The organism is Hydrogenophaga sp. 2FB (assembly GCF_005503365.1).
GTDB lineage: Bacteria > Pseudomonadota > Gammaproteobacteria > Burkholderiales > Burkholderiaceae_C > Hydrogenophaga.
In genome coordinates this window covers 18,337-41,128 of record NZ_SCML01000002.1, presented here as the reverse complement: position 1 = coordinate 41,128, position 22,792 = coordinate 18,337, and the positions used below count along the sequence as shown (strand labels likewise).

The following is a 22,792-nucleotide window of genomic DNA, read 5'->3' as shown; positions in this document are numbered from 1 at the left end:
CGCGCCTGGAGGGTTACCCCCTCCAGACCCTTGGGCGACCGGTGTCGGCGTGCACAAAGTTCTTGGCAAGGTAGATGCCAGTTCCTCCACGGGAGTTGAAGGTACTCACCATTGCACCAAGTTGGCCGGCCCTGATTCCGCCCATCACGAAGTCAATCGCCCGGCCCTTTTTGTGCAAGGAATCCTTGACGGCGCCCTCTGTTCGCGCGTTGGTCTTGTCACCTCTGAGGCCTGAGGTGAAGGTGATGATGGATTCCACCCCGTTGTATGCGGCCCAACGCTGCAGGCCGCATACCAGGTCCATCACCCCAAGATCCATTTGGATCACTGCATCGCCGCCTCTCACGTCCCGAAGCAGCCAGCACATGCGCTGATAGCCGGCGACATTGAGTGAACCATCTCGGTTGACGTAGGTGATCGTCTCAACCGCCCCACCTCCTCGACGGGCTTTCACTGTGCGGTCGCCATGCAAAAGGCCTTGACGCCAGTCATTGGAGACGCCAGGGCGCAGAACCTGGGCCTTCGGTTCAATGAGCCTGCCCCGTAGATCAGCGCTTGACGGCGTCTCTATCACAATGGTCCTTGACCCTGGGTCAGTTCGCCTGGCCTCCGGGTTACTGAAGCCGTTACCCCCACCCGTCTGCAGATCGTTCCTGAACTGGCCGAAGCCATCTTGAGCGAGCACCACTGCAGGACTCGCCACAACGGCAGCGCAGCCGAACAAAATCAATCCTCGACGGGATACGGCCTTCTCCATCATTGCTCCGCTCCAGCCATGCTGGAGCTGATGCTCCGGGCGACCGCCTCAAACTCTTTGAAGTCGAGGGTCTTCGTCGTGGGTGTACTCAGATACCGCGTCTGGTCAGCCAACTTGGAGGCCACCACGGATCCGATATAGCCCGCTTCAGCGTCCGTGCTGCCCAGCTTTGCTTCGACCATGGCCAAGCCAGTTTCGACCGCATCGCGACTCAGCAGACCATCAGTGGCCACAGGCTCATCAAAGTCGATGGACATGACTTCTGGTCCATCTGCAGAACCGCCGATCACAAAGTCTGGATCATCACCAAGAGGGGGCAAGTCAACCGGCGCATCCCCTTCATCCAGCCCGATCATGGCCTCAGAATCGTCAATCGATTCGAAGCCATAAATCGTGCTGTGATCGTGTGTACCTTCTTCCGCGCGAGGCATCAAATCCGTGCGCTGCGGGGTAAGGCCTGCTTCAGCCGCCTCTTGCATTTCCTCAAATGATTCCGCCTTGAAGGTGAACTCGTCAGCCGCGTCGTCACTGAAAATTTGACCCGCAGTGCCTGTCTCTCCGTCGTCGCTGGAAGCAATGTCTTCCGGGTTTCGACGTGGCTGCCAGAGCGTTTCGGGCAAGGGTGAGTTGCTGGCGCTCGCATCACTCCGTGAGGCTCCCTCAGCAAGATGAGGGGGAATCGAATTGGGGGTCGGAAGACGCCCCATGTGGAGGGCATGGCTGACGATGTCCGAGTCGATGTAGTTCGCAACCGGCGTGTTATCAACGGACGGGCCAGCAGCCGAGGAGCCACCCGCATCATCCTGATCGCCCTCCTCATCCTCCATCGTTCCCCACACGCCGATCGCATCAAGTGCATCACTGCGCTGCAGTTCGGCATGTGCGCCGTATGCGAGAACCTTGCCAGCCATCAGCAAAGGCGCATCGTCTTTGAAGTGGGCGATGGCTTCGTGAATGTCGGCAATGTCTGTCGGAGAACTCACGCGATCCATGAAGGATGCAATGCCGCCTTCGCTCTCGACGCCACGCTTGAAGAAGTCGGCGCCGTTGAGATACGCGGCGACTTCATCCTTAGAAGGCCGGGCCACCTTGATGAAGTGATTCACGCGAAGTTTCTTGACCTTCTTCGGGTTCGTGTAGAACGACTTCAAGCGGATGATCGCGTTCCCAAAGAACATATGCCAGTAGCCCGAAGACTGCCCGCGCAAATCGTTCGCGCTGACACGATCCAAGCGATCAATGCTCACAGACTCGTCAAGCGACACCTTGTTGAACATGGATCCGAAATCCTGTTCGTAGCGCTGTGTCCGCGTAAAGAAACCTTGACCTGCAAGGCTCTTGAAGTATTCGTAGGTGGTGGTGCACTCGAGCTTGCCGCACAGTTTGGTGTTCGTGTTGGCAAGAGTCGACTTCGCCTCTTCCTTGGACGCTTTCTCGAAGGCCGGGAGATCCTGGCCAGCAAAGATGGCTGAGAACCCGAGTGAACGGGCCTGGGCCGGCACCACAGCAAACCCTTCGACAGCGTAATAGCCGTACTCATCGAGAACACAAGGGAAGGGCGATGGTGCGGTGGTTGGGCGGGAATCAATGATCTTTGCCCAGTCACCTTCCACACTTGCACCAAGCCCTTTGGCCATGGTTCCCTTGATGGATGCAACAACAATGCGGCCCAGGTTGGTCAGTTCAGACGGGGACTTTTCCAGAGCGGGCAGAAGAACGATCAGGATGCGTCGATTGAGGAAAACATCCACAAAGTCGATCTCACCCAAGGGGGTCTTCATGATGTACCCGTAGGTGTCACTCAGCGAGCCAAACGACTTCGTCAACTGCATGACGATGTAGCCGTGCTGCTCTCCCACTGTCTCAGCTTGATCGTGGTACTTCGCCTCCTTGTAGCCGGCAAGACTTCGCAGGTAGCTCTTCAAGCCGTCCAGGGTGTTGCTCTCCTGCATTGGCTTGTCATCCTTGTACTTCATGAAGGCCAGCTCTTCAAGCCTGTCCAGTTCAAAGTACGAGCGCACCACGCCCACGTCGAGCATGAGGCCATGGTTGTCACGCAGGTAGACCAAGGGCTTGATCAAGGCTTCGACGAACGAAGCTGCACGATCGCTCCACATGTCGGATTTACCTGTGGCCATAAGGCCTTTGATCAGCTCACTCAGCATGCCTGAGGAGCCGACCGCAAAGGGGTTCATCGTGTTGGACAGCTTGTTGGCCTGAGCGCCATAAATGTCCTTTGCACCCGTCTGGAAATTGATCAGCAGAACGTCGTCTTCACGCCCCATGGAACGCGCCATGGAGTAGATCTTGCCGTAGAGACTGTTGTCCGCTTTACCGTCGACGTAAATCAGACCAGAGCCGTGAACGAGCGAGTTGAAAATCAAAGAAATCAGGTACTCAGTCTTACCCGAGCCGGTTGTGCCCATGAACATCATGTGCGTCCGGGCCTGGGTGTCTGTCAGCCAAACCTCTTCCTTCGTGAGCTGGTCATTGCCCATGTAGAGAATGCCGCCCGCTTTAGTGGGCTTGCCAGTCCCAAGGTCAGGATCCTTTGGGTCGAGCAATCCTGAACTCTTCGGGAGCCGCATGATGAGGCCAGTGCTTTTGTGCACCTTCCTCACCGCAAAGAACATCATCAAAGAGAACGCGAACCAGAGTTCAATGTGACTGTAGAAGAAGAAGCCCAGCACACCAGGAACTGCAATGACCAGCCCCCCTATCGGCGGCTCCAGAAGCCATCCCTTGAGCTTTTCCTGGCTGCTCCGAGTGTCCACCAGCATCGATTGCTGGTGTCTCTCCAAGTTGTAGTCGAGGCTTGGGGTGTTCATGTTCTGGTGGGGTTCAGTGCGAAGGGGTCAACAAGTCACTTGATGCAGTGACTACAACGGGCCATTGCGGCCCGCTCCTGTTCTTACGACGGCTCGCAGTTGAGCTGTGGCGCCTTGAAGTCTGGCGCTTGCACTTGAGGAGAGAACTGATACCCGCCATTGGCCAGGTCATCCAGCGACCGCGTGGGATTGGATCCTTGTGCGATGGCCACCGAGGGTGACTCGAGCTGGGAAGGGGCAAATTGCTCCTGAGCACCCTGGGCGGCCGCCACAGGGATGGATGGTGCAGAAGGTGCCGAGAACAGATTCACCATAATCCACAGGACGGCAAGAGTGAGAGCCGACTTCCCAAACCACCCCCAGCCACCCTCGCTCATCCCGGCGTGCGCCTTGATCAGGGCAGCGTGTGCGGTGCCGGCAATCTCGACGTTGCCGAACGATGCGAGGGTCGATTCCATACCTTGCCCATCAGTACCGATCAGAGTGCCCTCCCCGCCGTCGCCGGATTTCACTGAGATCGTTTTGAAGGGCGCGATGATGGGAATCTGGAAGGCAGTGGTGCCGTTGAGGAGCATGTATCCACCCCCCTTCAATTTCTTCACCTGCACCTTGTTGGATGTGGGATAGCCTGGAGCGATAGATGCCGGTTTGGTGCGGGAGAACATGAATTTTCCTTTATGCGTATTGAATATACTATATGCGGTATTGCCAAGACTGACAACTCAGTCGAACATGCGATCCAGACTGTCGTCATCGCGGTACTCTTTCAGCGCCTGGTCGAGACCTTCAACAGCTTTCCCGATCATCGGAGTTGGAATGGCAACACCCACGGTTTTCTCAAACAGCCAGTGAGCCATGATTCCCGCGCACTCAACGTGAAACGCATAGCGACCCACGTTGTTCAGCGTGTACCAAAGCTTGCGATCAACGGTTTTCAGCCAGATGAACATCGGACTCGCAAACACCCCATCCGTCTTCCCGATCTGGAGCATCGTGGCCATGACGGTGTAAACGTAAGCGTGCTTCTGGATGCACCGCTGAACCAGCTTGTTCTTCAGGTGCTTCGCAAGCGCTTCGTCGACCCAGGATGTGTCCATTCCCTTGATGCCGCCAGCGGCGAACGTTGAGGACATGAGGCGCAGTTTTTCAGTGCATCCAGTCGCATCCCCTCCCACCCGCATGGCGATCGCTGCAAACAGGGCGCGCGTGTGCACAGGAAGCGCCCCCGTTGAGGTCCATGGTTGACCCAGCATGCCAGCAAAGACAAGGCGGGCCTCATCCACTTTCACCGCGGGCTTGCCGGCAGCATCAACTGTGATCAGCGAATGCTTGGCGGCAAACTCCCGCTCTGTCATGGCTGAAGCCCACTCTCCCTGGGTGGGGTCTTGCTCGACCAGAGAAATCTGCTTGCCTACGACTGGTGCAATTTCAGGCCACACAGCGGACTCCTGCTTCACCAGTGATTTCATGTCGTGCACTCGGCTGTACATCTCGCGAGGAGACTTCAGAAAGGCGTAGACGCCCATGCCGAGCATGGCCGGGATAAACAGCCACCGCGTGTAGTAACCGGTTCTATCCATCATGGCCTTGTAGTTATCAAGCGCCATGCGCTCTGTCGAATCAATGACCAGACCGACCATCTGAAAGAGAGCCATGGCCGAATCCGTCATCAGCGCGAACAGCGCCATTTCACCCCATCGAACCCGAGCGGCCAACCAGGTAACGCTCTCTCCCATCCGGTCCCACATCACCATGATGAGGAATGGACTCAGCAGGAACAGGAGCGCCATGACAAAGGCCGCGATGAGAATGCCTTCATCCTTGTCTTTGCCATCAACGTGTTTCTTCGCCATCAGAATGCTCCCTGCGATGCCGCATTTGCGGTATTGACCTTGTTGACGATGCCAACCATGTTTTGGTGAACTTTGAGGATGTAGCGATTGCGCACGGCCGGCGTCTTCGAATGAAAGCGCCCGATACCGAACCAAAAGTCGCCTCCGGCTTCATTGGTTCGCAACCGCAGCATCCACGCGCCTACTGCGACGTTGAAGCAACCGTCGTATGCCAGCTTCTGTGCAACCACGCTCTTAGTCGTAGACAGCGTTTTTGCCAGATCATCAAGATGAACGGTGTTGATCTGCATCGGGCCGATGTCATAGGTACCGTTCGAGTTCCGAACAAACGACCCCAGGCGACCACCTTCGGTTTTTAGGACGGCAAGCAGCTTTAGAGGTTCGATCTGCTGACGAGCGGCCTCATGGTGGAAGCAACTGACAGTGATCGGACTGGCAGCTGACGGCATCGAAGTAATCCAAGCTGGCGCCGATGCAACGATGGCTGGCGTCGCACGCTGAATTTGGTCGAGGATCAATGCATCAAGCATCGGGGCGCCTCTTTCGAATCCATGGCTTCGCACCCTCTGCAGACTGCGCGGCAGGAGCACCAGAAGGCGCCGCTGCCGGAGTGCGTGTCCGCATTTTTTGATCTGTGGCCACTCGCTTGCTCTCTTCAACGCGAGCAACTTCAGCTTCACTGATCGGTACGATCATCATCGAGGCCTCGATCAATGCTCCGAAAGTCGCATCCAGTCGTGACTCAAGATTGGACATGAGATCGGCAACTGGCTCCGATGCCATTTTCCTGCGTACCTCAAGACGCTTTTCTGAGTCCATGCCCATGAGCAGCGATTTCGTCCGCTCGATCTCCCGCTTCCAAAGCGAAAGGTAAATTTTTGCGCAGGAGTTCAGGAGCGACTGCTGAAGAACTGAGCGGGCGGACGTGCTGGACTGCCCTGGCGCAACGAGATCGGCCGCCTTGACCGCCACCCGAGCCACCAACTTTGCTGACTCCACGAGGCAGGTTTTGCGGTCTCTTTCAAAGCAGTAGTCGGAGCTCAGAATCGCCAGCGGAGACATGGCGGAGCAGATGGCAAGTCGAAGGGCCGTCGACTCTTTGATGTCTCCCGACCAGGCCACGTCAGCGATCCTGGCGACAGGCTTGGATTTGATCAGTAACTTGAAAAGGTTGAGCACCGCGGCCGATGCCGATTCAACATCTTCTGCGAGGATCTGTGCGCCTCGCTTCGTTCCCGCCAGGGTCTCAATGGTCAGCGCCACCGCTTCCATCGTCATGGCGTAGGCGGCGTGACCCTCGGATCGCTGAGTCGGATCAATGCCAGCCTCATCAAGCAGCGCAACCGTCATCCGCTCGGCTGCAGCGACGATTTTCTCAGCATCCGCACCACTCGCAATCACGGCCGTGGTCAGGGACACGCTTCGCTTGACGGCGTTGCAGATGACCCGAAGGTCTTTGTTTGCGTCCAGAGTAGCAGACATCAGCCCCGTGTTGCGTACGACGGCCTCCGCGCTACCTACTACAGGGGTGGTCTGCATCATGGCGCTACCGCCGTGGCCCTGCCCGCGTCAGCTGCCGCCAACACAGGGTCACGAGCCATCTCGACTTCACTTTTGAATTGATCCACGACCGCGGCAAGATCAACGGATCCTGGTGTTGCGCTGCTTGCAGGAGAGTTCTTGTGCAGGTCGAGAAGAGCCTCCACCATGAAGCAAAGGACTTCTGAAATCGGCTTGTCGATTCTTGACAGGTCCACCGTGACACCGAGTAGCGCAGTCGGATTTGTCCGGTAGTGGAGATTCAGATGAGCCCCCATTCCGTACCGGTAGATCTTGTCGGCATGCCAGCACAACAGAGGCAACAAGCCCAACTTGGCCCCCACTTCAGAGTTGGGCACCATCTCGCCAGAGATCGAAAAGGCAGATGCCGAGCCACTTTCGAGACCATACTGAGACGCCCATCCACTCATCACGCGCGGGACAATCTCAGCTGCTGTTGTCGGTTTGGCCTTGAACATATCGCTCCATATCACTACACACTGGCGTGTAACGGTGTATAGTATATCGCATAAGCACGTTATGGAGCGCGTTACAAATGTCATCTACTTCAGCCCAGGGCTGCGCACCTGCCGCAGGCAACCGCTACTCAGAAGCCCTGGACACGGGGTCTGGACATGCGCTGAATGCGTTCAAGTCCTGGTATCAGGCTGGTCATGATGCAGGTCATATTCGGATGCCCTCGACGGGCGTTCTTGAGGTTCATGGCGAGCTAAGCGATCAGTTCATGATCGGACTTCTTGGAAACCGTTATTTCATCGGGGTTCCGCAAAGTGCGCTTGGCTGGTTCCTTGATGCTCCCTGGGTTCATGTCGCCTTGCGCCCTGGGTTTTCTGGTCTCGCCCTGGTGTGCGGTCGCTTCGCCTCGGGCAAGAAGGGCCTCAAGGAGTTTGTTCTCTACTTTGGCAACGTGTCCACAGCCATCGCGCAGTACCTCTCCAACTACCACTACCTCGACATCCGAGCCATCGTGATGACAGATGAGGAAGGTCAACGTGCGGTTTCCAAGAAGGCCGCGATGACCTTGGAGGTTGTCCCGGTTGCGGGCGAGATCAATTTCGACACCTTTGCCAAGGGCGCCTCGTCCAGCGCGTTCCATCTCTCTCTCGTTTCGCAGCCTCGAGTTCACGCGAACTGAACTGACGCGCCCACGCCCCTCATTCACAAACAAGGAATCCCATGTTCACTTCCATCACTGTTTTCCAGGTCACCGCCGGCATGCCCTCCTCCTCTGCGGACATTGCAGATTTGCTCGAGCCCCATCCCTTTGTGCCCACGCAGCCCACCCAGGATCTCTCGATCGGGTGGGTGCCGCCCCGTGAAGAAAATGGTGCGCTGGTTGAGGCAATTGCCGGCGCTTGGATCGCCCGAATTTCGATCGAGACGCGCAGCGTTCCTGGTTCTGCGATCAAGGATGCGGTGGAGAAGAAAGCGGCCGAAATCGAGGAGCAAACCGGCCGCAAGCCAGGCAAGAAGGAGCGACGCGATATCAAGGAAGATTGCCTGCTCGAACTGCTGCCTCACGCCTTCCCCAAGCGCAGCCAGGTCCCGGTGTGGTTTGCACCCCAGCAGGGCTGGCTGGTGTTGGGTACGACCTCGACCGGGAAAATCGACGAGATCGTCACGCAGCTGGTCCGGGTGCTCCCCGATTTCTGTGTCACGCAGATCAATACCCAGGCCTCCCCTCAATCGCAAATGGCGGCCTGGCTGCAGCTCAAGGAGGCTCCTGGTGCCTTTGACTTCGGCCACAGCTGCGAACTGAAGGCAACTGACGACTCCAAGGCCACCGCCAAGTTCGCCTCCCATCACCTGCTTGGTGATGAAGTCCTTTCGCACCTCGTTATGGGCAAGATGCCAACGAAAATGTCCATGTCCTGGGATGGCCGCGTGGAATTCATGCTCGATACGTCGATGCACCTTACCAAGCTGAACTTCGGCCTGATTGAAGAGGCAACTACCGATGAAAAGGTCGACGCCTTCGACGCGACAGTGGCACTGGAAACGGGCGAGTTGATCAAGCTCATCAACGACATGGTCGAGGTCCTGGGTGGCGTGCTCTATCCAGGTCAACAACCGAATGACGCAGAGCAGGACGATGCACAAGGGCAAGCTGATGTCAGTGCAGTCGGCGCCCCAGGTGCCAACGTCGCAAGCAGCGCAACTGCTTCCACGCCGCCGCCGGCCGATCGAGCGGCCTCAGGCGATCCGGAAGATGTCGAGGCTCAGCACGAACGAGGCGAAGCCGTAGGAGCTCCGTTTTGAAGTCGGAGGCAACATCGTTGCTCGCCGGCCTGGCTTCATACGGTGACGATGTTGTGGCCGCGAGATTCCGGCATATCCGCCCTTCTTAGCTTGCGGCCAAACTAAACGGATCCAGCGGCGCGATTCTTCTTGAGACCGCCGCTGTTTGTGCTGTCGCTATGACAGCTATCAGGTCACCAGGCGGTCGGTCGCGAAACTCAGCAGCTGTTCTGCCGACGGGTGGCCCCAGGTTTCCATTCCTAGCCACGTGAAGAATGCGATCTGGCCAGCCTTGCCTGCTTTTTTCGCTATCTTGAGCCCGTTGATTTGCTGTTGAGCGTTGTAGCGCGTGATCAACTCGTCCTGGTCTGACGGATCCAGTTCCTTGAAGTAGAGGCCGGCTTGCTTCAGCTGCTCGGCCATGTATTGCTCAAGGAGCTTGTCGGCTTTTGACGCTTGGCCCGCAGCAGGCGCTTTGGGCTTGCCTCCTGGGTCAGAAGACGCGTCGACCACGGCCCAGTTGTTCTTGAGGGCTTGCCTCAGATACGCGGCGGGGTTCTCCACAGGAGATGCACGTTTGTCGCTCATGCGGCGCTTGAGGAAGTCGAGCGCAGCGGATATTTCTTCTGGACTGTACTTGCCAGCGAAGCTCCTCGCTTCCGACTGAAGCAATCCGATTTTCACCATCTCGCCAACCAGGACCAGCACACGTTCATCGTCTATGACCATGGCCAGTTGAGGCGGGCCCTCCTTTGACACTTCAAAGGCGATATTGACGATCCTTCGACCAGCAAGTGTCTCCTTGAGAACGATTGAAATGTCGGCTTGGGAGTTCACCTCAGCAATGCTTGGCTTCAGCACTTTTTGCTTGAAGTATTTGTACTCTAGGTAAGACTTCGATTCGGAGGTCTCACCCAGCACCATGTCTCTGAATTCCTGCCATGGAATCTCTGCGGTCTTCCCGATGCGCTCAAACCGGACGCAGAACTCGTAGATGGCCAGTGAGGGCGCCTTCCTGAATTTTTTGACGATCGTCATGTCGATCATCGCGTACATCTCAGGGTTCAACACCTGATCTTTGAGCTGACTGCTGATGCGGTACCGAATTTGATCCGAGGTCATCTGAACATCGGGAAACAGGACTGAGGCGTTCCACTTGGCACGTTTGCCCATCGGGGCTACGACATCCCACTCGAACACAATTCGCATGAGCTCGAGCGCGGAGTCCCTCAGGTACTCCCGGTTGTTCGAATCAAAGCCAATGTCCTCAGCAAGATCGCTGATGCGCAACGACCACCAACCTTCGCTGTCTGGCGGCGTCTGTACGGCGTTTTTGAGCCAAGCGTTGGAGACCTTGCGCTGTACCAGTGAAAGAGGCGCCCTGGGCTTGCTATGGACCACCTGGACGGCTTTTTTGTACGGCCGGGGTACCTCGGGGTTCTGAAATAGTGAGATCTGCCTGACGGCGGCGCGAGGGTCTCCGGATCGTTTGGCCATGGAAGGCATTCTATGGTGGAAAAGCGCCGAGCCTCTTCCACCTTGGACGTGAATTTTTGTCTTTGGTTTTGAACATCATCGACAGCCGACGTGTTGTTCATTTAGAAGAACTCTTTGGAAACCTTTAATACCTTTAGGAGCCAGAAAACCTAGTGTTTTCAAGGGCTCCAGCGCGGTGAGGTGACCATCCATGGGAGCTTTGGTGGCAGCTTATGGGAGGACAGGTGGCTGGATATGGGGTCGAGGTGACCAGATGTGGGCCTTGAGGTGACTGAATATGGGGTTGAGGTGACCATTTATGGGATCGCCTTTCGGTACGCCTGTGGATAACGAGTAGGAACAGGACCTCGGCGCTCTTTGATCTTCTCATCACCAGCACCTTTCTCGATCTGGTTGGGCTTCAGCGAGGATCTGCAGCGATGGTCGCTGCATGGCTTCGCAGCATGTGCGCCGTCCATCAGGAGTTTCTCAAGTCGAGGTGACCGTCTATGGGATTCGGCTGAGGTGACCGTTTATGGGAGATTGCCCAGAACAGTGCCTGGCGCTCCAGCCGGCTAAGGTGACCATCTATGGGATTTTCAGACGGTCCCCGTGCTTTGCCTGGCCGAGGTCTTGAGGTGACCATCTATGGGAGCGTACGAAGGTGACCGTTTATGGGAGATTGGCTGGCTGCCATTGCGTCACCGTTTCCGCCTCAGGTGACCAGATATGGGCATCCGATTTCACTGCCTCTATCGTTGTTGCCGGTGCGTTGTCATAGAGAAATCATTCGGATGAGGTGACCAGTTATGGGATCTTGGCGACCTCGGGTGTCGCCTGGGTTGCATGCCGAAAACAGCCTGAGGTGACCGTTTATGGGAAACCCTAAAGGTGACCAGTTATGGGCGCGTGACCGCAGAATCTGGCATCTCGAAACAGGCCACGTCCAGGTGGTGAGGCTAGTCGAGGTGACCAGATATGGGAGATTGATCAGCGATTTCAGCCGTCCTCGGTGGAGTGCAGGCAATCGAGGTGACCGTTTGTGGGACGCCTTCTGACGTGAGCAGCGCCTATGGTGACCGTTTATGGGATGGATTTTGGCGCTGCCGCCACCTGAGTAGTCCTTTTTTCCCCTCCTGAAGCCATTGAGGTGACCGTTTATGGGACATCTAAGAGCGTTACATCCTCACGCTCCCATAGATGGTCACCTCAGCCAGGACAGGAGCCCAAAGGGGCCAGGGAAAAATACGTGCGCATCCGCAGAATCTTGGCCTAGCACTATCCTAGGAAGAGCGTGCACTCACGTTCTTTATGGAGATTTTCAGCAGAATACGGAATGAAACCAGGCGATGTAACTCAACCTGGCCCCATAACTGGTCACCTTAGGCGCCAGTACCTCATGAGGACTACTTGCTCTCCTCGCCCTTGTCCTTCATGAAGGACTCGAGGGTCTGGACCAGCGCAGCACGCAGTGCAGGCATCTCGACGTCACTCAGGCCCTTGAGAGAAAGGTCGATCTGCCCTTTCTTGGAGAACATCTTGATTTGCCCCTTGTGCTTGCCAAACTCCAGTGGATGAACAGTGCTTCGCTCACGGGCTTTCGGCCCTGCGATCTTCGACTTGACCAGTGCGGCAATCTGGAAACGGTTCAGCTTGCGGCGCTTGATCTCATCGATGATTTCGAAGGCCATCTCTTGGTTCGTCTCCAGCTCGGCATCTGAGAGGCTCTCCGGGAAGAGTTCACTCACTGCGTAGAGGGCGACAACGCTAGATGTGTCCGGAGAGTCGCTCATGGCGCGCTGGACCTTATCGGGCATCCGGGAGATCCGCATGTAGGTGCTGACCAATGACTCCGAGAGTTTTCCGCCACCAGGCGCCTCAACTTTCTCCATCAGTTCTCTCTGACTGGAAACCGCGCCTTCGTTCAAGAGTGCTCGAAGGCTCAGAGCAAAGTCCAATGCCGTCGTGTCCGAGCGCTGCTCGTTGAGCTCCCGGGCGCGTTTGAAGAGGGCCAGCTTGTCTGCAGGGGGTTCCTCGATCTTCACTGCGAGAGTGGTGCGGTCGGTGATCTTGGCGGCCCGGAATCGAGTGCCCCCGTCGTACAGCTTCACACGCCCATCAAGAAGGTAGCCGTGAGCTGCAACGTCCTGCCCATTGGGCATGGTACGCGCGATCTTGTCGACCTCTTCAGTGGTGTAGATGTGGCGCGGACTCAGCGGGTTGGGGTCGATGAGATTCAGGGGAACCTCAACGATGTTGCCCGGGATGCACACAGAGAGATCAAAGGGTTGGGCCGTGGATACAGCAAGCTGCCTGGTTGCCAATGCAACAGGTGTCGGCGCCGGCGTAGCAGCGACATCGGCATCCGAGGCCACAGGGGCCAGACCTGTCGGCTGCACCTTGGTGATTTGCTCGGCCAACGCGAACCGATCGACGGCAGCCTTGCTGGCGGCCGTTTGATGCGTGGCCATGGCCGCCTTTGTATCGAGCTTCAGTTTTTTTACGATAGCCATGTCACGTCCTCTTGTTTGCCGGGATCTTCAGGAGTTTCGCCACCGCATCTCCCAGTGCGTCGATCTCGGTGATCGCATCCTTGGCGTTCGGCATTGAGTGAACGGTGGCGCCGTAGAGCATCGAGCGTGTGAACGCCACGCGATCGCTCAGCACTTGCGAAAGCGGTGGGAAATTGGGGTAGTTCTTGTCCTGAGCGATCGCGTCCAGGGCAGCCTTTTCATCCGCCCTATTCCGCCTGAAGGCAGTTGGGACTATGCGAACCGGGTATTCACGCCCCGCGGTTAGAAGCGCCTTCTTAGCCAGCGCAAGGGCCGCGGGCAAAGCATCCGTGTCTGCCGGGCTCAGCTTTGTTGGGATCAGCGCGAGGTCGCTGACAAGGAGCGAGGCCCAGGTACCAGGTTGATCCACAGCCGGAGCGCAATCAACGAATATCAAGTCGTATTTAGATGCCAGCTTCCCAAGCTCCACTGCCGTGCTGTCCTTGTAACGGAAACCGCTCCAAAGGGTTGCAGGGAAGTTTGCGCCATCTGCGCGCGAAAGCCAGGACGCAGATGTCTGCTGAGCATCGAGGTCCGCGACCATGACGTCGTAACCGCGATGCCCGAACGTCCCCGCGAGCTGGCAAGTCGTCGTCGTCTTGCCGACCCCGCCCTTTTGGTTGAACACGGTGATGATTTTGCCCATTGGCTTACTGCTCATTGTTTCTCCTTGTGATCTTTTCCATTTTCCTATATATGACTTGATTTATGCAAGTGCTTTGAGCGCATGAAACGAATTTTTGCTACTCGCTACATCGATCATCTGTGGCCGAATTCAGATACCCTGCATCGCAACACAAAAGCACAAGGTGTCGACCGATCATCTTCTGACGGTTGAAGTTCTGACTTACGAGCGCCTCAAGCATCACGGGAAAAATCGACCCCTGAAAGCTTCAGACGGTTGAAGTCACATCGATCAATCTATGGTGACGCACGCAGGACGAGCATTGAACTTCAGACGGTTGAAGTGCGGCTGCCTAATTCGATCGGCATGCGCACAGATCTCGGTGAGAACTTCAGACGGTTGAAGTTGCAGCCGAAAACGTGAGTGCAATCTAGATCTAGGCTATTTGATAGTCCTTGCCGCTGAAGTTTTCATTGGCGCACGAGGTGCGACACATGCCCAGGTACCCGCCATGCGCCTCCTGCCTGGACACATATCAGCATGCTGCAGGTTCTTCTGTAGCGAGATTGCCCCATATTCAATCGAACAGAACCTCGGACATGACCGCGAAATCACGATCTACTTTGGTGGACAAGACTTCTGACGGTTGAAGTACGGGCTGCGTCTGTGTGCGGGAACGTATGCACAATGCCCCGACTTCTGACGGTTGAAGTCAGCGGCACGATCAAAGCTCTGAGCATGCAAAGAGAGCTCGCTCCAGCATAGGCATCCGGAGATCGAGCTAATCAGGGCCTCAATGCGATGGTGACTTCAACCGTCTGAAGTCTCTACGCTGTTATCTGCGGAAGATGTTCGAGATGTTTTTGCCGACCAAGTTTGCTGCGTTGGCGACCTGGAGAAGGGCGTTCTTTTCGCATCGCCGAGAAGCAGCTTGATGTCAGGCCCTCAGCAGGGGAGGGTGCTAAACACAGGAAATAGAGCGTCAGTTGATAGTGCGTGAAAACTCTTGAGTGTGGCTGATTGCCCATGCAGGCATAAGCACCCATCCTGAAGCCCAGCAGACATTGCTCACGGGAGGATGTGGGGAGTTCTGCGCAACACCAGAACGTAGGCGTGGAGGAGGGCGCTTCAACCCTGCTGGGTTGCTGGTTCGTCACGAACCATGATGTGGTCTCTTACGAGGTCGACGTGAAGGGGGAGGGCGCGCGTCATGAAAAGCCCATCGTGACCGATGCCGCGAGCCTTGAGGTCATCGAGGTCAACACCGCTGGTGCGGATCGAAAACGCCTCGAGGACCTTGCCTTTGCTCATGGCAACTTCAGATGCAATGATGAGCGACTGTGAGAACCCTTTGTCTTGGCTGATCAGCATGACACGACTGACGCCATCGTTGACTCGATTCATGAGCTCGCTGGCCAGCATCACATCGATGCCTCTCTCCATCGATGTTGTGCGCCCTGAGATCGTTGCGTAGTGCATTGGAGCAGTGCGCACAGTGACACCGAGGTACTTGAACCAGGCGATGCGGCGACTCATCATGTGCGCGCGCTTTGGCTCCAGCTTTTCATCGGGAACACCCGTGTAGAGAAAGATCTCGTTGACCACGAGGCCGTTCTCAACCGCAAGCTGATGGATGAGATTGGGGATGTGGATCTGAAGAGGGATCACCCGATAGGCGTTCTTCAGCAGGAAGTAGAGATTTTGGTAGTCAATGAACACCGACACTCCATCCGCTCGATGAGCAGGGCTTCGCTCGGCCAGGAGGGATGGACTCAAGACATTGATGAGACGGTGGCGGACCTGGTCGACGAAGCGGCGGTTGAACAAAATTCACTCCATTTGAAACTGTGGAAAGGATATCTCTTACGCTGAATATCGTCAACCATGCCCAGACCTGGGGCACTACGCGCGAGGAGGTTCCACAAGCACTTTGTATGAAGGCTGTGCATGCTCACAACATCAAGTGGCGCAATTCGCACCGGAAGGCACCGAGCCGCGGGGCGGGGAGGGGAGGGCACCCAATCGAACATGACAGTCTGCTGGCCAGCTCGATGACGGGATCTGTCTGGAAGACCATGATGGAAAACATGGATGCAATCGCCTCTCAGACCGATTTAAATGTCAGGCAGGAGGGGTTTGACATGGGAAACAGCGCGTATGAGCACGAGGGATCTGGTGGAATGGGCATTGAGTCATTCCGGAAGCTTGTGGACGAGAGGGGGCGCCTGCAAAAAATGCTGGAGAAGATGCACAAATCTCCGGTCATACCGCCTTCGCCCAAAGCGAAAGCCCTGCTATCTGCAACCCAGAACTCAGGAGCTTGGCAGTTGCTGATTGCAGTAGCAGCGCACCTTCTTCTCGGCCAAAATAACAAATCACAGGTAAATAGAGATCTTTACGATGTTGTTTTGGGCTTGCCATCCTCAAGTACAGATGGTCCATATGCCGATCGACCTGGTTTCGTTGAAATTTGGGAGGCGGTAACAAATTCTCCAGTTCAAGCTCGGTACTGGTTTGTTGACGCGCTCCGCGAAATCATCAATATGCCTGGTGTCTTGGCTAGCGCCGATATCTCGAGGATCATCTTCTGTAGAGACAAACATGGAAATGATCATGAAGCATTTCGTCGTTGCGTGAAAAAAGGCGGGCTCGCACCATGACGGCAAACGCAGCGAACCATGTTCATGGCCCGAAGGTGGGGTCGACGTGGGCGGTGATTTTTGTGGGATCTGCGCTCATCGCTGTTCGCCAGCCATCTGGATGCATCCCCTTCGAAGCTGACGATCTCCTGCAAATTGTGACGCCAGTCGCTGGTACTTTTGTTGCCCTGGTTCTAGCGGCAACTCAACTGGCAGCGTCTTCACTGCAAGAGATTCTGAAGGAAGCGCAGTCATTGATACGCACGGACGAGAGCTCCAAGGATGTTGCGAGTTACGCCAAAAAAAGAATTAACGAAACAAGACTCACTCTGGAAACGATGAAATGCATCATCACGTTCAGCATTGCTGCTTTGGTCTTTGGCCTTGTTGGCCTGATGGGCCTGAGGCAGAGGATCGTCATCGATAAATTCAGCCTCGTCCCTCAGGATCTGTTCGCGGCTCTATCTTTTCTTTCCTTGCTGGCCTCAGTCTTTTGGGTCATCAAACTGGTAAAGATCGGATTTGATTACACGCAAGTAGAAAGTGTCATTGCATATTTGGATGGTGAACCACCCAAAGAAACGAATCCGATTGAGGTCAGTCCAGAAAAACCTGCCGATGGAGTGGGGCAGGGGGTGTCTCAGGCGGCCGAGCAAGCTCATGAAGCCGAGCTGAAGAAGACGGTGTGAATCTTTGAGCTGAACTTGGTCAGCATTGCAGGGCTTCCGGCTTCAAGTTTTTGGGGGCGCCTGAAAAGATATCGCGGAGGGAGGCGGGCGTGGCTTTAGTCCACCAGGCTGACCCAGCGCGCTACGGCATTGATCACGTGCTGGTTATTCGCAGTCACGAATCGTGTTCGGTGGATGCATGGGCGCCCTGATGGCGGATGAATAGACAGAGACTTGATGACGCCGCTTAGGCCATCGGGGGCAAGGTCCAGGCCAACGAACCCGTCGGTGGCCACGACATCGATGGCCTGGGCGGAGCCTTGGTGCAGTGCAAGAACAACCACAAGCTCGACTTCAGGCCTTGGGCTCCCCATGGCCTGAATTCTGGACGAAAGCAGTTCCAACTTGGCCGGCGGCATCGGCCGGGTGCCGGCCTCCCAGCCCGCCCATGACCTGGCAGCAGATCTCACGAGCATCGCCGCCTCTTTGGTGGTCATCCCAAAATTCTCTCTGCAGGCCCGCAGGAGATGTGCCTGTTGTATGTTCATGTTGAATCGTCAAAAAATGGCAGTTTATGCCATTTTGGCAGAGAATGCCAAAAAATGCGGCGGCACACTGTGGCTCCGGAATTAATCGTCTCGCATCATAATTGCAGTTATGGTGCGATAGAATTCTGCAAATATTTTTTTGGATGCCGGAGCAGGGCGTCTTAGCAAGCAAAGTTGTTAACGGTCGCGACTCGCAACCAGGTGCACGCGCCCATGCGGCCAAGACCGAACGCTGCCGCGCCCAGCCTGCAGAACCACGGACATGTTGATCCAGGAAAACCAATGAGTTCACCTCCGACTCCTCCCATGCCGATGGTGCGGCACGGCACCACCGTGGTCGATGCGGATGCGCGCGCGATCATCCGCGAACCTGCGCCTCGAGCACCCAAAAGGCGTGGGCGACCGAAAGGAACACGCGGCAAGGTCCTGATCGCCGAGACCGGTGTCCAGCAGTCAGACCTCGTGTTTCTGCGCGCAGTGGCCGAGGGCGTCACCCCCAAGGACGCTGCCGAGAGGTACTTTGGTCACCGCGGGAGCATGGACAAGCGTACTGCCACGGCATACGCTGAGCAGCTGCAGGTGGCGCTTCGAATGACCATCGATCAGTTGGCCGACGCTGGCCAGCGTGAGCAGGCCCGGGCGGCCTTGGATGCCGTCCTGCTGCCTGGACCTCCGCCGGTGGCACTTCAAGAACTTCCGCCGGTGGAACTTCAAGAGAATCTAGCCCTTCCCTCGCCTGAGACGGCCATCATGCCTGTCGTCTCCCTACCGACGCTCGAGGAGTTCGCCCAACGCTTTGACGATGACATGTATTCCGAGGGCGAACTGATCGAAGAGTTCAAGAGCGTCTTTGGCGTCGAGCCGGGTCTTGGCCCGGTCCAAGCTGCAGCACCGGAGCCGTTGGCGACGGAGGAACCACCAAAGCCAAACGAGAAATTGCCACTGGGCAACGCCCTCTCAGGTTCTCGCGTGGACCGGCTGACAGCCCTGCGGTGGCTTGAGGATCATCTTTCCCGGAAACCCCTGGGCACGGACCCCTGCAGTAACTGGCTCGAAACCAGCATAGCAGTGGCACTTGTGGCCCAGGATGTGGGCACGCTATCCGAGCTGGTGGTGTGGATCAATGCGCGGGGCGCGCGGTGGTACAGCCAAATACCGGGCTGCGGCAAAACTCGCGCGCGTCGACTGATGTGGTGGCTTCTCGATAGCGAGGATGAAATTGGCACACGTTTGATAGAGCGGTTGCGCCCGCCTCTACCCTCAGACCAGGCTACTTCAAGGACGCCTGCAGCACTGGGCCGTGAACTGGCCCTTGTTCAGGGTGGGATCGCAACACTCGAAATGCTGGACTGGCCTCCCGAGCTCGAAGGGCGTCATGGCGAATTCCGAGGCGGGCCATCCAACACCCTGCGTGTGGATACGGATCGGCAGGCTCTGATGGACTGGCTGGAATCCATCAAGGACAAGTCACCTGCCACCGTCGAGAGCTATCGCCGAGGCGTCTCCCGCCTGGTGTTCTGGGCCCTACTGGAACGCCGGCGAGCGCTTTCGGACCTCGACCAAACGGATTTCCGTGAATTCGTCGAATTTTTGCGCAACCCGCCGGCGCACTGGGTGACCTCCACCCGCGTGATGCAGATTTCGCGGGACTGGAGGCCGCTGCGCGGTCCGCAGGGCGATGAGAGCATCCGATTGACGATGGCTGCCGTCTCCCGCTTCTACCAATACCTGCTCAAGGCAGGCTACTTGTCTCAGAACGCAGTGCCCCTGGGCACCGCCAGGCGCAAAGAAGTGACGATGGACGTGATGCGCTCGTTCGCCTCCCAGCAACTCGATGCAGTGCGCGAAACGCTGGAGGCGATGAAGGATACCCCGCGACGTCGACGCCTGCGAGCCATCATCTTGCTGCTGCAGACTGCAGGCTTGCGTCGCAACGAGGCGGCGAATGCAACGTGGGGGCATGTCACCGAGACGCGGATCGACAACGCGATCTCCGATGGCCACCACCTCGATTTCCTGGGGAAAGGAAACAAGCAGCGACGCGTGCCACTGCATGAGGTCACCCTGGCGGCGTTGCGCGATCATTTCGAAGACCGGTCCCAACTGGTCAAAGCCGGCAAGCTGCCCTATGCCAGGCTGTCGCAGGAGGAGACACCCTTGCTGAGCATCCTGGATGACCGGCTGACAAGAACCAAGGCAGGCCAGGGGTTCCTGCCACACGACGCAGCGCGCAGCGGCAATCCGAATGGTGCGCTGTCACCAGGTAGGTTGCATGGGCTGCTCAAGGAGTTCTTTAGCGAAGTGTCTACGCGAGCTCACGAAAAAGTACCGGGTAGCTCTAAGGCGTATCTGAAGGCATCAGCCCACTGGTTTCGGCACACCTTCGCCCACCAGGTGCTCGCTGCTACGAAGGGAGACCTGGCCGTCGCCCAGCAACTGCTGGGGCACGCGTCGCTTTCAACGACTGGGATCTACGTCAAGGCGGACTTGGCAAAACGCGCGGAGGCGGTGTCCAACATCAAGCCTGCCGTATAAGCGAAAAAAAACCCGGATTGCGTGAGCATCCGGGTTGCAATCAGAGGCTCGAGGCCTCCGAAGGGAGGAGTCGCCACAAGGTGGCGACCGAGCGGAATATACAGCATGGAATGGCAGCATGGAATGGCAGCATGCAGCGGCCATCTGATGCGGGAAATCAGCGATTCAGATCTTGAAATCAGACTTCTGGCGGCCGCGAGCAAGCTCCTCGCGGAGCCAGTCTGGGTACCGGCCAAGACCGGACCAAAGCTGGCCAACAGGAGGGTCGGCAGGGATTCATGTAAAAAACCGCAGAAACAAGCTTAAGTCCCTGTCCCCGTTGACTTTTTTGACTCTCGCTTGACTGATCGATGGGCCACTTCATCCGGGTTTTTCGCCGCCAACCCAGGACCAGGTGCCGTCGCACTGAATCGCTCCAGCATGCTGGCCACGACCTGCTCTTGCGCCGTGACGGATGACCTGGCCGTCGCCAGTGCCAGCTCCAGCTGCTGCTTCGCAGTGAGCAGTCCATCGACCTTGGCCTGCAACTGCTCGTTCGTGGTGCTGAGCTGCTGGATGGCCGCATCCTGCTCTACCAGGCGCCGCCCCAACTCCTCGGTGCGCCTTTGTGCAAACCCCAGCTCATCCTTGAGCGGCCGCAGGCCCCGCATCTCTTCCTGGGCTTGATGCAGATCGCCTTGGGCGCGCGACAAGTCACCCAGCAGGCGCGCGTTGTCCTGCAGGGCGTGGACGGCCTCCTGCTGCTTGGTGGCCAAGGTCTCGTTCACGGTGCGCACCTCGGCCTGCAGGTACTGCACCTGCTGCTCATGCTTGCGCTGGTCCTGGTCGCGCTGCTCCTTGCTGGATTGCCGGAAATGCTCCAGCGCCTGGCGCGCATGCTGGTGCTTTTCTTCCAGGGATTGGCGATGGCGTTCTTCGGCCACGAGGCGCTCCTGCAGGTCGACCACCTGCTGGGCGAGCTGCGTGCATTCGAGGGTCTTGCGGCTCAGCGCTTCGCTGGTTTTGCCGTGAGCGGTCTTTTCCTCGGCCAGCGCCCGTTGGGTTTGCTCCAGCTGCTGGCGGGTGGCCTGCGCCTCGGTTTTCAGGGCCGCGGCAACTTGCTGGTGCTGCGTGAGCTGCTCGGCGTGCCGGGCCTGCGCCGCAGTGACCCGCTCCTCGGCTTCCTCGTTGACGCGGGCGGCCAGGCGGCCCACCAGGTCCTGGATCGCCTCGCTGACGGCCACCCGGCTGCCGGTGGCCGGCCCTTCCTCTTCCTCGATCTCCTTCAAGTAACGGTGGATCGTGGTTTTGGAGCCGGTACCCAGCTCTTCGCGCACCGCATCGATGGACGGATTGCGCCCGGTGGCCAGCAATTTATCGCGTGCGCGCAGCACTTCGGATTTGTAGATCCCGGCTCTGGCCATGGCTCACCTCTTTATTTCGTACCGAAGTATGTACCATGATATTACATACTATTGTTTAGGTCAATGAGTTGGAGTTTTCTATCAAACTAACATTGGGTAATGGGAGATTATTGCGCCTGTTGGACCGGCAACATGTTCGGCTTTGAAAAGGATGCCCGCCTCGAAAACAACACCTCTCAAAACAGGTTGCAAATGCCTCACACAGGCTGCGGTCACTGCTGGCCGCAAGGAGGCTTTGTCTACCAGCGTGCCCGCGACTTTGCCCGCGAACGCAAGCAGGGATCGGAGCTCGGCAGCGGGTCGCGAGACAAGGTGGCGATCGTTCGGCATCCGGATGTCCGCCGCATGCTGTTGCAGATGAAGACGCGCACGGAAGCTTTGCGTGCAGTCGCCTGCGCGGTAGCTTCCGCGACGGACATTGCGACGACGCATTCGGACGCCGCTGTCCGGCGCGAGAAACAGGCATTTGTCGACTTGATGATCCCTGTGGTCAAAGGCTGGAGCACTGAAACCTCGGTCTTCGTCACCTCACTCGGCGTCCAGATACACGGCGGCATGGGATACGTCGAGGAGACCGGTGCCGCGCAGCATTGGCGCGATTCGCGGATCACGCCGATTTACGAAGGCACGACCGGTATCCAGGCTGCAGATTTGGCAGGCCGCAAGATCGCACGTGACGGAGGAGAAGCTGCCACAAAGTTGACGCGTGAGATGGAGTTTGTTCAGCAGAAGCTCGAAAGCCTCCGCGTCCATGAGTTGGCCTCAATCGCGGCACAGCTCGGAGCCGGCATCGCGGCGCTGCGACGCTGCGTCGGATTCGTGGTGGAGCGGCACAGCAGCGATGCCAAGGCCATTGCGGCAGGGGCTGTTCCGTTGCTGGAGTTGTTCGGCATCGTGGCCGGGGGCTGGCAAATGGCGAGAGCTGCGCTGGTTGCGCACGAGCGGCTAGCGCAGGGCGGGGGCGACGCTGGCTACTTGAAAGCAAAGCTGTTGTCCGCCAAGTTCTATGCCGACCACGTGCTCACCCAGGCTGACGGGTTGGCCCGAACGGTCGTCACGGGCTCAGGCGCGATTCTCGATTACGAGGACGAGCAGTTCTGATTGGCGTGC

At 57.4% G+C, this 22,792-nt stretch carries 20 protein-coding genes; 6 read left to right on the top strand and 14 right to left on the bottom strand.

Going from position 1 to position 22,792, the window contains the following annotated elements:
- Nucleotides 1-13: 13 nt before the first annotated feature.
- The 7 genes from FFS09_RS01200 to FFS09_RS01170 all read right to left on the bottom strand — a co-directional run bounded on the left by FFS09_RS01200 (nt 14) and on the right by FFS09_RS01170 (nt 7,456).
- Complete coding sequence (locus tag FFS09_RS01200; RefSeq protein WP_137917040.1) at nt 14-760, bottom strand: YcbK family protein; 747 nt, start codon at nt 758-760, stop codon at nt 14-16.
- A complete protein-coding gene (locus FFS09_RS01195; protein ID WP_137917039.1) occupies nt 757-3,585 on the bottom strand; it encodes a type IV secretory system conjugative DNA transfer family protein in 2,829 nt (942 codons plus the stop codon). The genes FFS09_RS01200 and FFS09_RS01195 overlap by 4 nt, the downstream gene beginning before the upstream one ends.
- A gap of 83 nt (nt 3,586-3,668) precedes the next feature.
- Nucleotides 3,669-4,250 (bottom strand): hypothetical protein, encoded by a 582-nt coding sequence (locus FFS09_RS01190; protein WP_137917038.1) that lies wholly within the window; start codon nt 4,248-4,250, stop codon nt 3,669-3,671.
- A gap of 57 nt (nt 4,251-4,307) precedes the next feature.
- Nucleotides 4,308-5,438, bottom strand: coding sequence for a type IVB secretion system coupling complex protein DotM/IcmP (icmP, locus tag FFS09_RS01185; RefSeq protein WP_137917037.1), 1,131 nt, complete (start codon nt 5,436-5,438; stop codon nt 4,308-4,310).
- Nucleotides 5,438-5,968, bottom strand: coding sequence for a lytic transglycosylase domain-containing protein (locus FFS09_RS01180; RefSeq protein WP_137917036.1), 531 nt, complete (start codon nt 5,966-5,968; stop codon nt 5,438-5,440). Before FFS09_RS01180 ends, icmP begins: the two co-directional genes overlap by 1 nt.
- On the bottom strand, nt 5,961-6,980 hold the full coding sequence (locus tag FFS09_RS01175; RefSeq protein WP_137917035.1) for a hypothetical protein: 1,020 nt from the start codon (nt 6,978-6,980) through the stop codon (nt 5,961-5,963). Before FFS09_RS01175 ends, FFS09_RS01180 begins: the two co-directional genes overlap by 8 nt.
- Nucleotides 6,977-7,456, bottom strand: coding sequence for a type IV secretion IcmS family protein (locus FFS09_RS01170; RefSeq protein WP_137917034.1), 480 nt, complete (start codon nt 7,454-7,456; stop codon nt 6,977-6,979). Before FFS09_RS01170 ends, FFS09_RS01175 begins: the two co-directional genes overlap by 4 nt.
- A 77-nt stretch (nt 7,457-7,533) precedes the next feature.
- Between FFS09_RS01170 and FFS09_RS01165 the strand changes: the two genes are divergently transcribed.
- Both FFS09_RS01165 and FFS09_RS01160 read left to right on the top strand, forming a co-directional pair.
- A complete protein-coding gene (locus FFS09_RS01165; RefSeq protein ID WP_137917033.1) occupies nt 7,534-8,133 on the top strand; it encodes a hypothetical protein in 600 nt (199 codons plus the stop codon).
- A 41-nt stretch (nt 8,134-8,174) separates the two neighbouring features.
- Nucleotides 8,175-9,257 carry a recombination-associated protein RdgC gene (locus FFS09_RS01160; protein ID WP_137917032.1) on the top strand — a complete coding sequence of 361 codons (1,083 nt, stop codon included), beginning with the start codon at nt 8,175-8,177 and terminating at the stop codon, nt 9,255-9,257.
- A 168-nt stretch (nt 9,258-9,425) separates the two neighbouring features.
- Here FFS09_RS01160 and FFS09_RS01155 read toward each other — a convergent pair whose 3' ends face one another.
- The 4 genes from FFS09_RS01155 to FFS09_RS01140 form a co-directional block, all read right to left on the bottom strand.
- Nucleotides 9,426-10,733 (bottom strand): replication initiation protein, encoded by a 1,308-nt coding sequence (locus tag FFS09_RS01155; protein ID WP_171019813.1) that lies wholly within the window; start codon nt 10,731-10,733, stop codon nt 9,426-9,428.
- 1,385 nt (nt 10,734-12,118) lie between these two features.
- Nucleotides 12,119-13,225: a ParB/RepB/Spo0J family partition protein gene (locus FFS09_RS01150; RefSeq protein WP_137917030.1), complete on the bottom strand. Its 1,107-nt coding sequence runs from the start codon at nt 13,223-13,225 to the stop codon at nt 12,119-12,121.
- A gap of 1 nt (nt 13,226) precedes the next feature.
- A complete protein-coding gene (locus FFS09_RS01145; protein WP_252374188.1) occupies nt 13,227-13,910 on the bottom strand; it encodes a ParA family protein in 684 nt (227 codons plus the stop codon).
- 1,107 nt (nt 13,911-15,017) lie between these two features.
- On the bottom strand, nt 15,018-15,716 hold the full coding sequence (locus FFS09_RS01140; RefSeq protein ID WP_171019812.1) for an NYN domain-containing protein: 699 nt from the start codon (nt 15,714-15,716) through the stop codon (nt 15,018-15,020).
- Between the two features lie 107 nt (nt 15,717-15,823).
- On the opposite strand from FFS09_RS01140, the gene FFS09_RS01135 reads away from it, so the two are divergent.
- Nucleotides 15,824-16,549 carry a hypothetical protein gene (locus tag FFS09_RS01135; RefSeq protein WP_212745030.1) on the top strand — a complete coding sequence of 242 codons (726 nt, stop codon included), beginning with the start codon at nt 15,824-15,826 and terminating at the stop codon, nt 16,547-16,549.
- Complete coding sequence (locus FFS09_RS01130) at nt 16,546-17,217, top strand: hypothetical protein (protein ID WP_137917026.1); 672 nt, start codon at nt 16,546-16,548, stop codon at nt 17,215-17,217. The genes FFS09_RS01135 and FFS09_RS01130 overlap by 4 nt, the downstream gene beginning before the upstream one ends.
- A gap of 95 nt (nt 17,218-17,312) precedes the next feature.
- Here the strand turns inward: FFS09_RS01130 and FFS09_RS01125 are convergent, their stop codons facing one another.
- The gene (locus FFS09_RS01125; protein WP_137917025.1) at nt 17,313-17,693 is read right to left on the bottom strand and encodes a hypothetical protein; all 381 of its coding nucleotides are present in this window, start codon (nt 17,691-17,693) and stop codon (nt 17,313-17,315) included.
- Between the two features lie 357 nt (nt 17,694-18,050).
- Between FFS09_RS01125 and FFS09_RS01120 the strand changes: the two genes are divergently transcribed.
- Nucleotides 18,051-20,279, top strand: coding sequence for a site-specific integrase (locus FFS09_RS01120; protein ID WP_171019810.1), 2,229 nt, complete (start codon nt 18,051-18,053; stop codon nt 20,277-20,279).
- Nucleotides 20,280-20,444: 165 nt separating this feature from the next.
- Here the strand turns inward: FFS09_RS01120 and FFS09_RS31650 are convergent, their stop codons facing one another.
- Together FFS09_RS31650 and FFS09_RS01115 are read right to left on the bottom strand one after the other, a co-directional pair.
- The gene (locus FFS09_RS31650; RefSeq protein WP_502703707.1) at nt 20,445-20,555 is read right to left on the bottom strand and encodes an H-NS family nucleoid-associated regulatory protein; all 111 of its coding nucleotides are present in this window, start codon (nt 20,553-20,555) and stop codon (nt 20,445-20,447) included.
- 26 nt (nt 20,556-20,581) lie between these two features.
- On the bottom strand, nt 20,582-21,682 hold the full coding sequence (locus FFS09_RS01115; protein ID WP_137917023.1) for a DNA-binding protein: 1,101 nt from the start codon (nt 21,680-21,682) through the stop codon (nt 20,582-20,584).
- 132 nt (nt 21,683-21,814) lie between these two features.
- Here FFS09_RS01115 and FFS09_RS01110 point away from each other — a divergent pair, with 132 nt between their 5' ends.
- Entirely contained in the window at nt 21,815-22,783 is a 969-nt protein-coding gene (locus FFS09_RS01110; protein WP_252374187.1) for an acyl-CoA dehydrogenase family protein, read from the top strand.
- The last annotated feature ends 9 nt before the right edge of the window (nt 22,784-22,792 follow it).

What these genes read in the sequence shown, in the direction of transcription:
- FFS09_RS01130 (WP_137917026.1), top strand. Translation starts at nt 16,546, where the DNA reads ATGACGGCAAACGCAGCGAACCATGTTCATGGCCCGAAGGTGGGGTCG.
- FFS09_RS01175 (WP_137917035.1), bottom strand. Translation starts at nt 6,980, where the DNA reads ATGATGCAGACCACCCCTGTAGTAGGTAGCGCGGAGGCCGTCGTACGC.
- FFS09_RS01150 (WP_137917030.1), bottom strand. Translation starts at nt 13,225, where the DNA reads ATGGCTATCGTAAAAAAACTGAAGCTCGATACAAAGGCGGCCATGGCC.
- FFS09_RS01135 (WP_212745030.1), top strand. Translation starts at nt 15,824, where the DNA reads ATGAAGGCTGTGCATGCTCACAACATCAAGTGGCGCAATTCGCACCGG.
- FFS09_RS01190 (WP_137917038.1), bottom strand. Translation starts at nt 4,250, where the DNA reads ATGTTCTCCCGCACCAAACCGGCATCTATCGCTCCAGGCTATCCCACA.
- FFS09_RS01145 (WP_252374188.1), bottom strand. Translation starts at nt 13,910, where the DNA reads ATGGGCAAAATCATCACCGTGTTCAACCAAAAGGGCGGGGTCGGCAAG.
- FFS09_RS01110 (WP_252374187.1), top strand. Translation starts at nt 21,815, where the DNA reads ATGTTCGGCTTTGAAAAGGATGCCCGCCTCGAAAACAACACCTCTCAA.
- FFS09_RS01115 (WP_137917023.1), bottom strand. Translation starts at nt 21,682, where the DNA reads ATGGCCAGAGCCGGGATCTACAAATCCGAAGTGCTGCGCGCACGCGAT.
- FFS09_RS01125 (WP_137917025.1), bottom strand. Translation starts at nt 17,693, where the DNA reads ATGACCACCAAAGAGGCGGCGATGCTCGTGAGATCTGCTGCCAGGTCA.
- FFS09_RS01195 (WP_137917039.1), bottom strand. Translation starts at nt 3,585, where the DNA reads ATGAACACCCCAAGCCTCGACTACAACTTGGAGAGACACCAGCAATCG.
- FFS09_RS01120 (WP_171019810.1), top strand. Translation starts at nt 18,051, where the DNA reads ATGCCGATGGTGCGGCACGGCACCACCGTGGTCGATGCGGATGCGCGC.
- FFS09_RS01170 (WP_137917034.1), bottom strand. Translation starts at nt 7,456, where the DNA reads ATGTTCAAGGCCAAACCGACAACAGCAGCTGAGATTGTCCCGCGCGTG.
- FFS09_RS01165 (WP_137917033.1), top strand. Translation starts at nt 7,534, where the DNA reads ATGTCATCTACTTCAGCCCAGGGCTGCGCACCTGCCGCAGGCAACCGC.
- icmP (WP_137917037.1), bottom strand. Translation starts at nt 5,438, where the DNA reads ATGGCGAAGAAACACGTTGATGGCAAAGACAAGGATGAAGGCATTCTC.
- FFS09_RS01200 (WP_137917040.1), bottom strand. Translation starts at nt 760, where the DNA reads ATGATGGAGAAGGCCGTATCCCGTCGAGGATTGATTTTGTTCGGCTGC.
- FFS09_RS01180 (WP_137917036.1), bottom strand. Translation starts at nt 5,968, where the DNA reads ATGCTTGATGCATTGATCCTCGACCAAATTCAGCGTGCGACGCCAGCC.
- FFS09_RS01160 (WP_137917032.1), top strand. Translation starts at nt 8,175, where the DNA reads ATGTTCACTTCCATCACTGTTTTCCAGGTCACCGCCGGCATGCCCTCC.
- FFS09_RS01155 (WP_171019813.1), bottom strand. Translation starts at nt 10,733, where the DNA reads ATGGCCAAACGATCCGGAGACCCTCGCGCCGCCGTCAGGCAGATCTCA.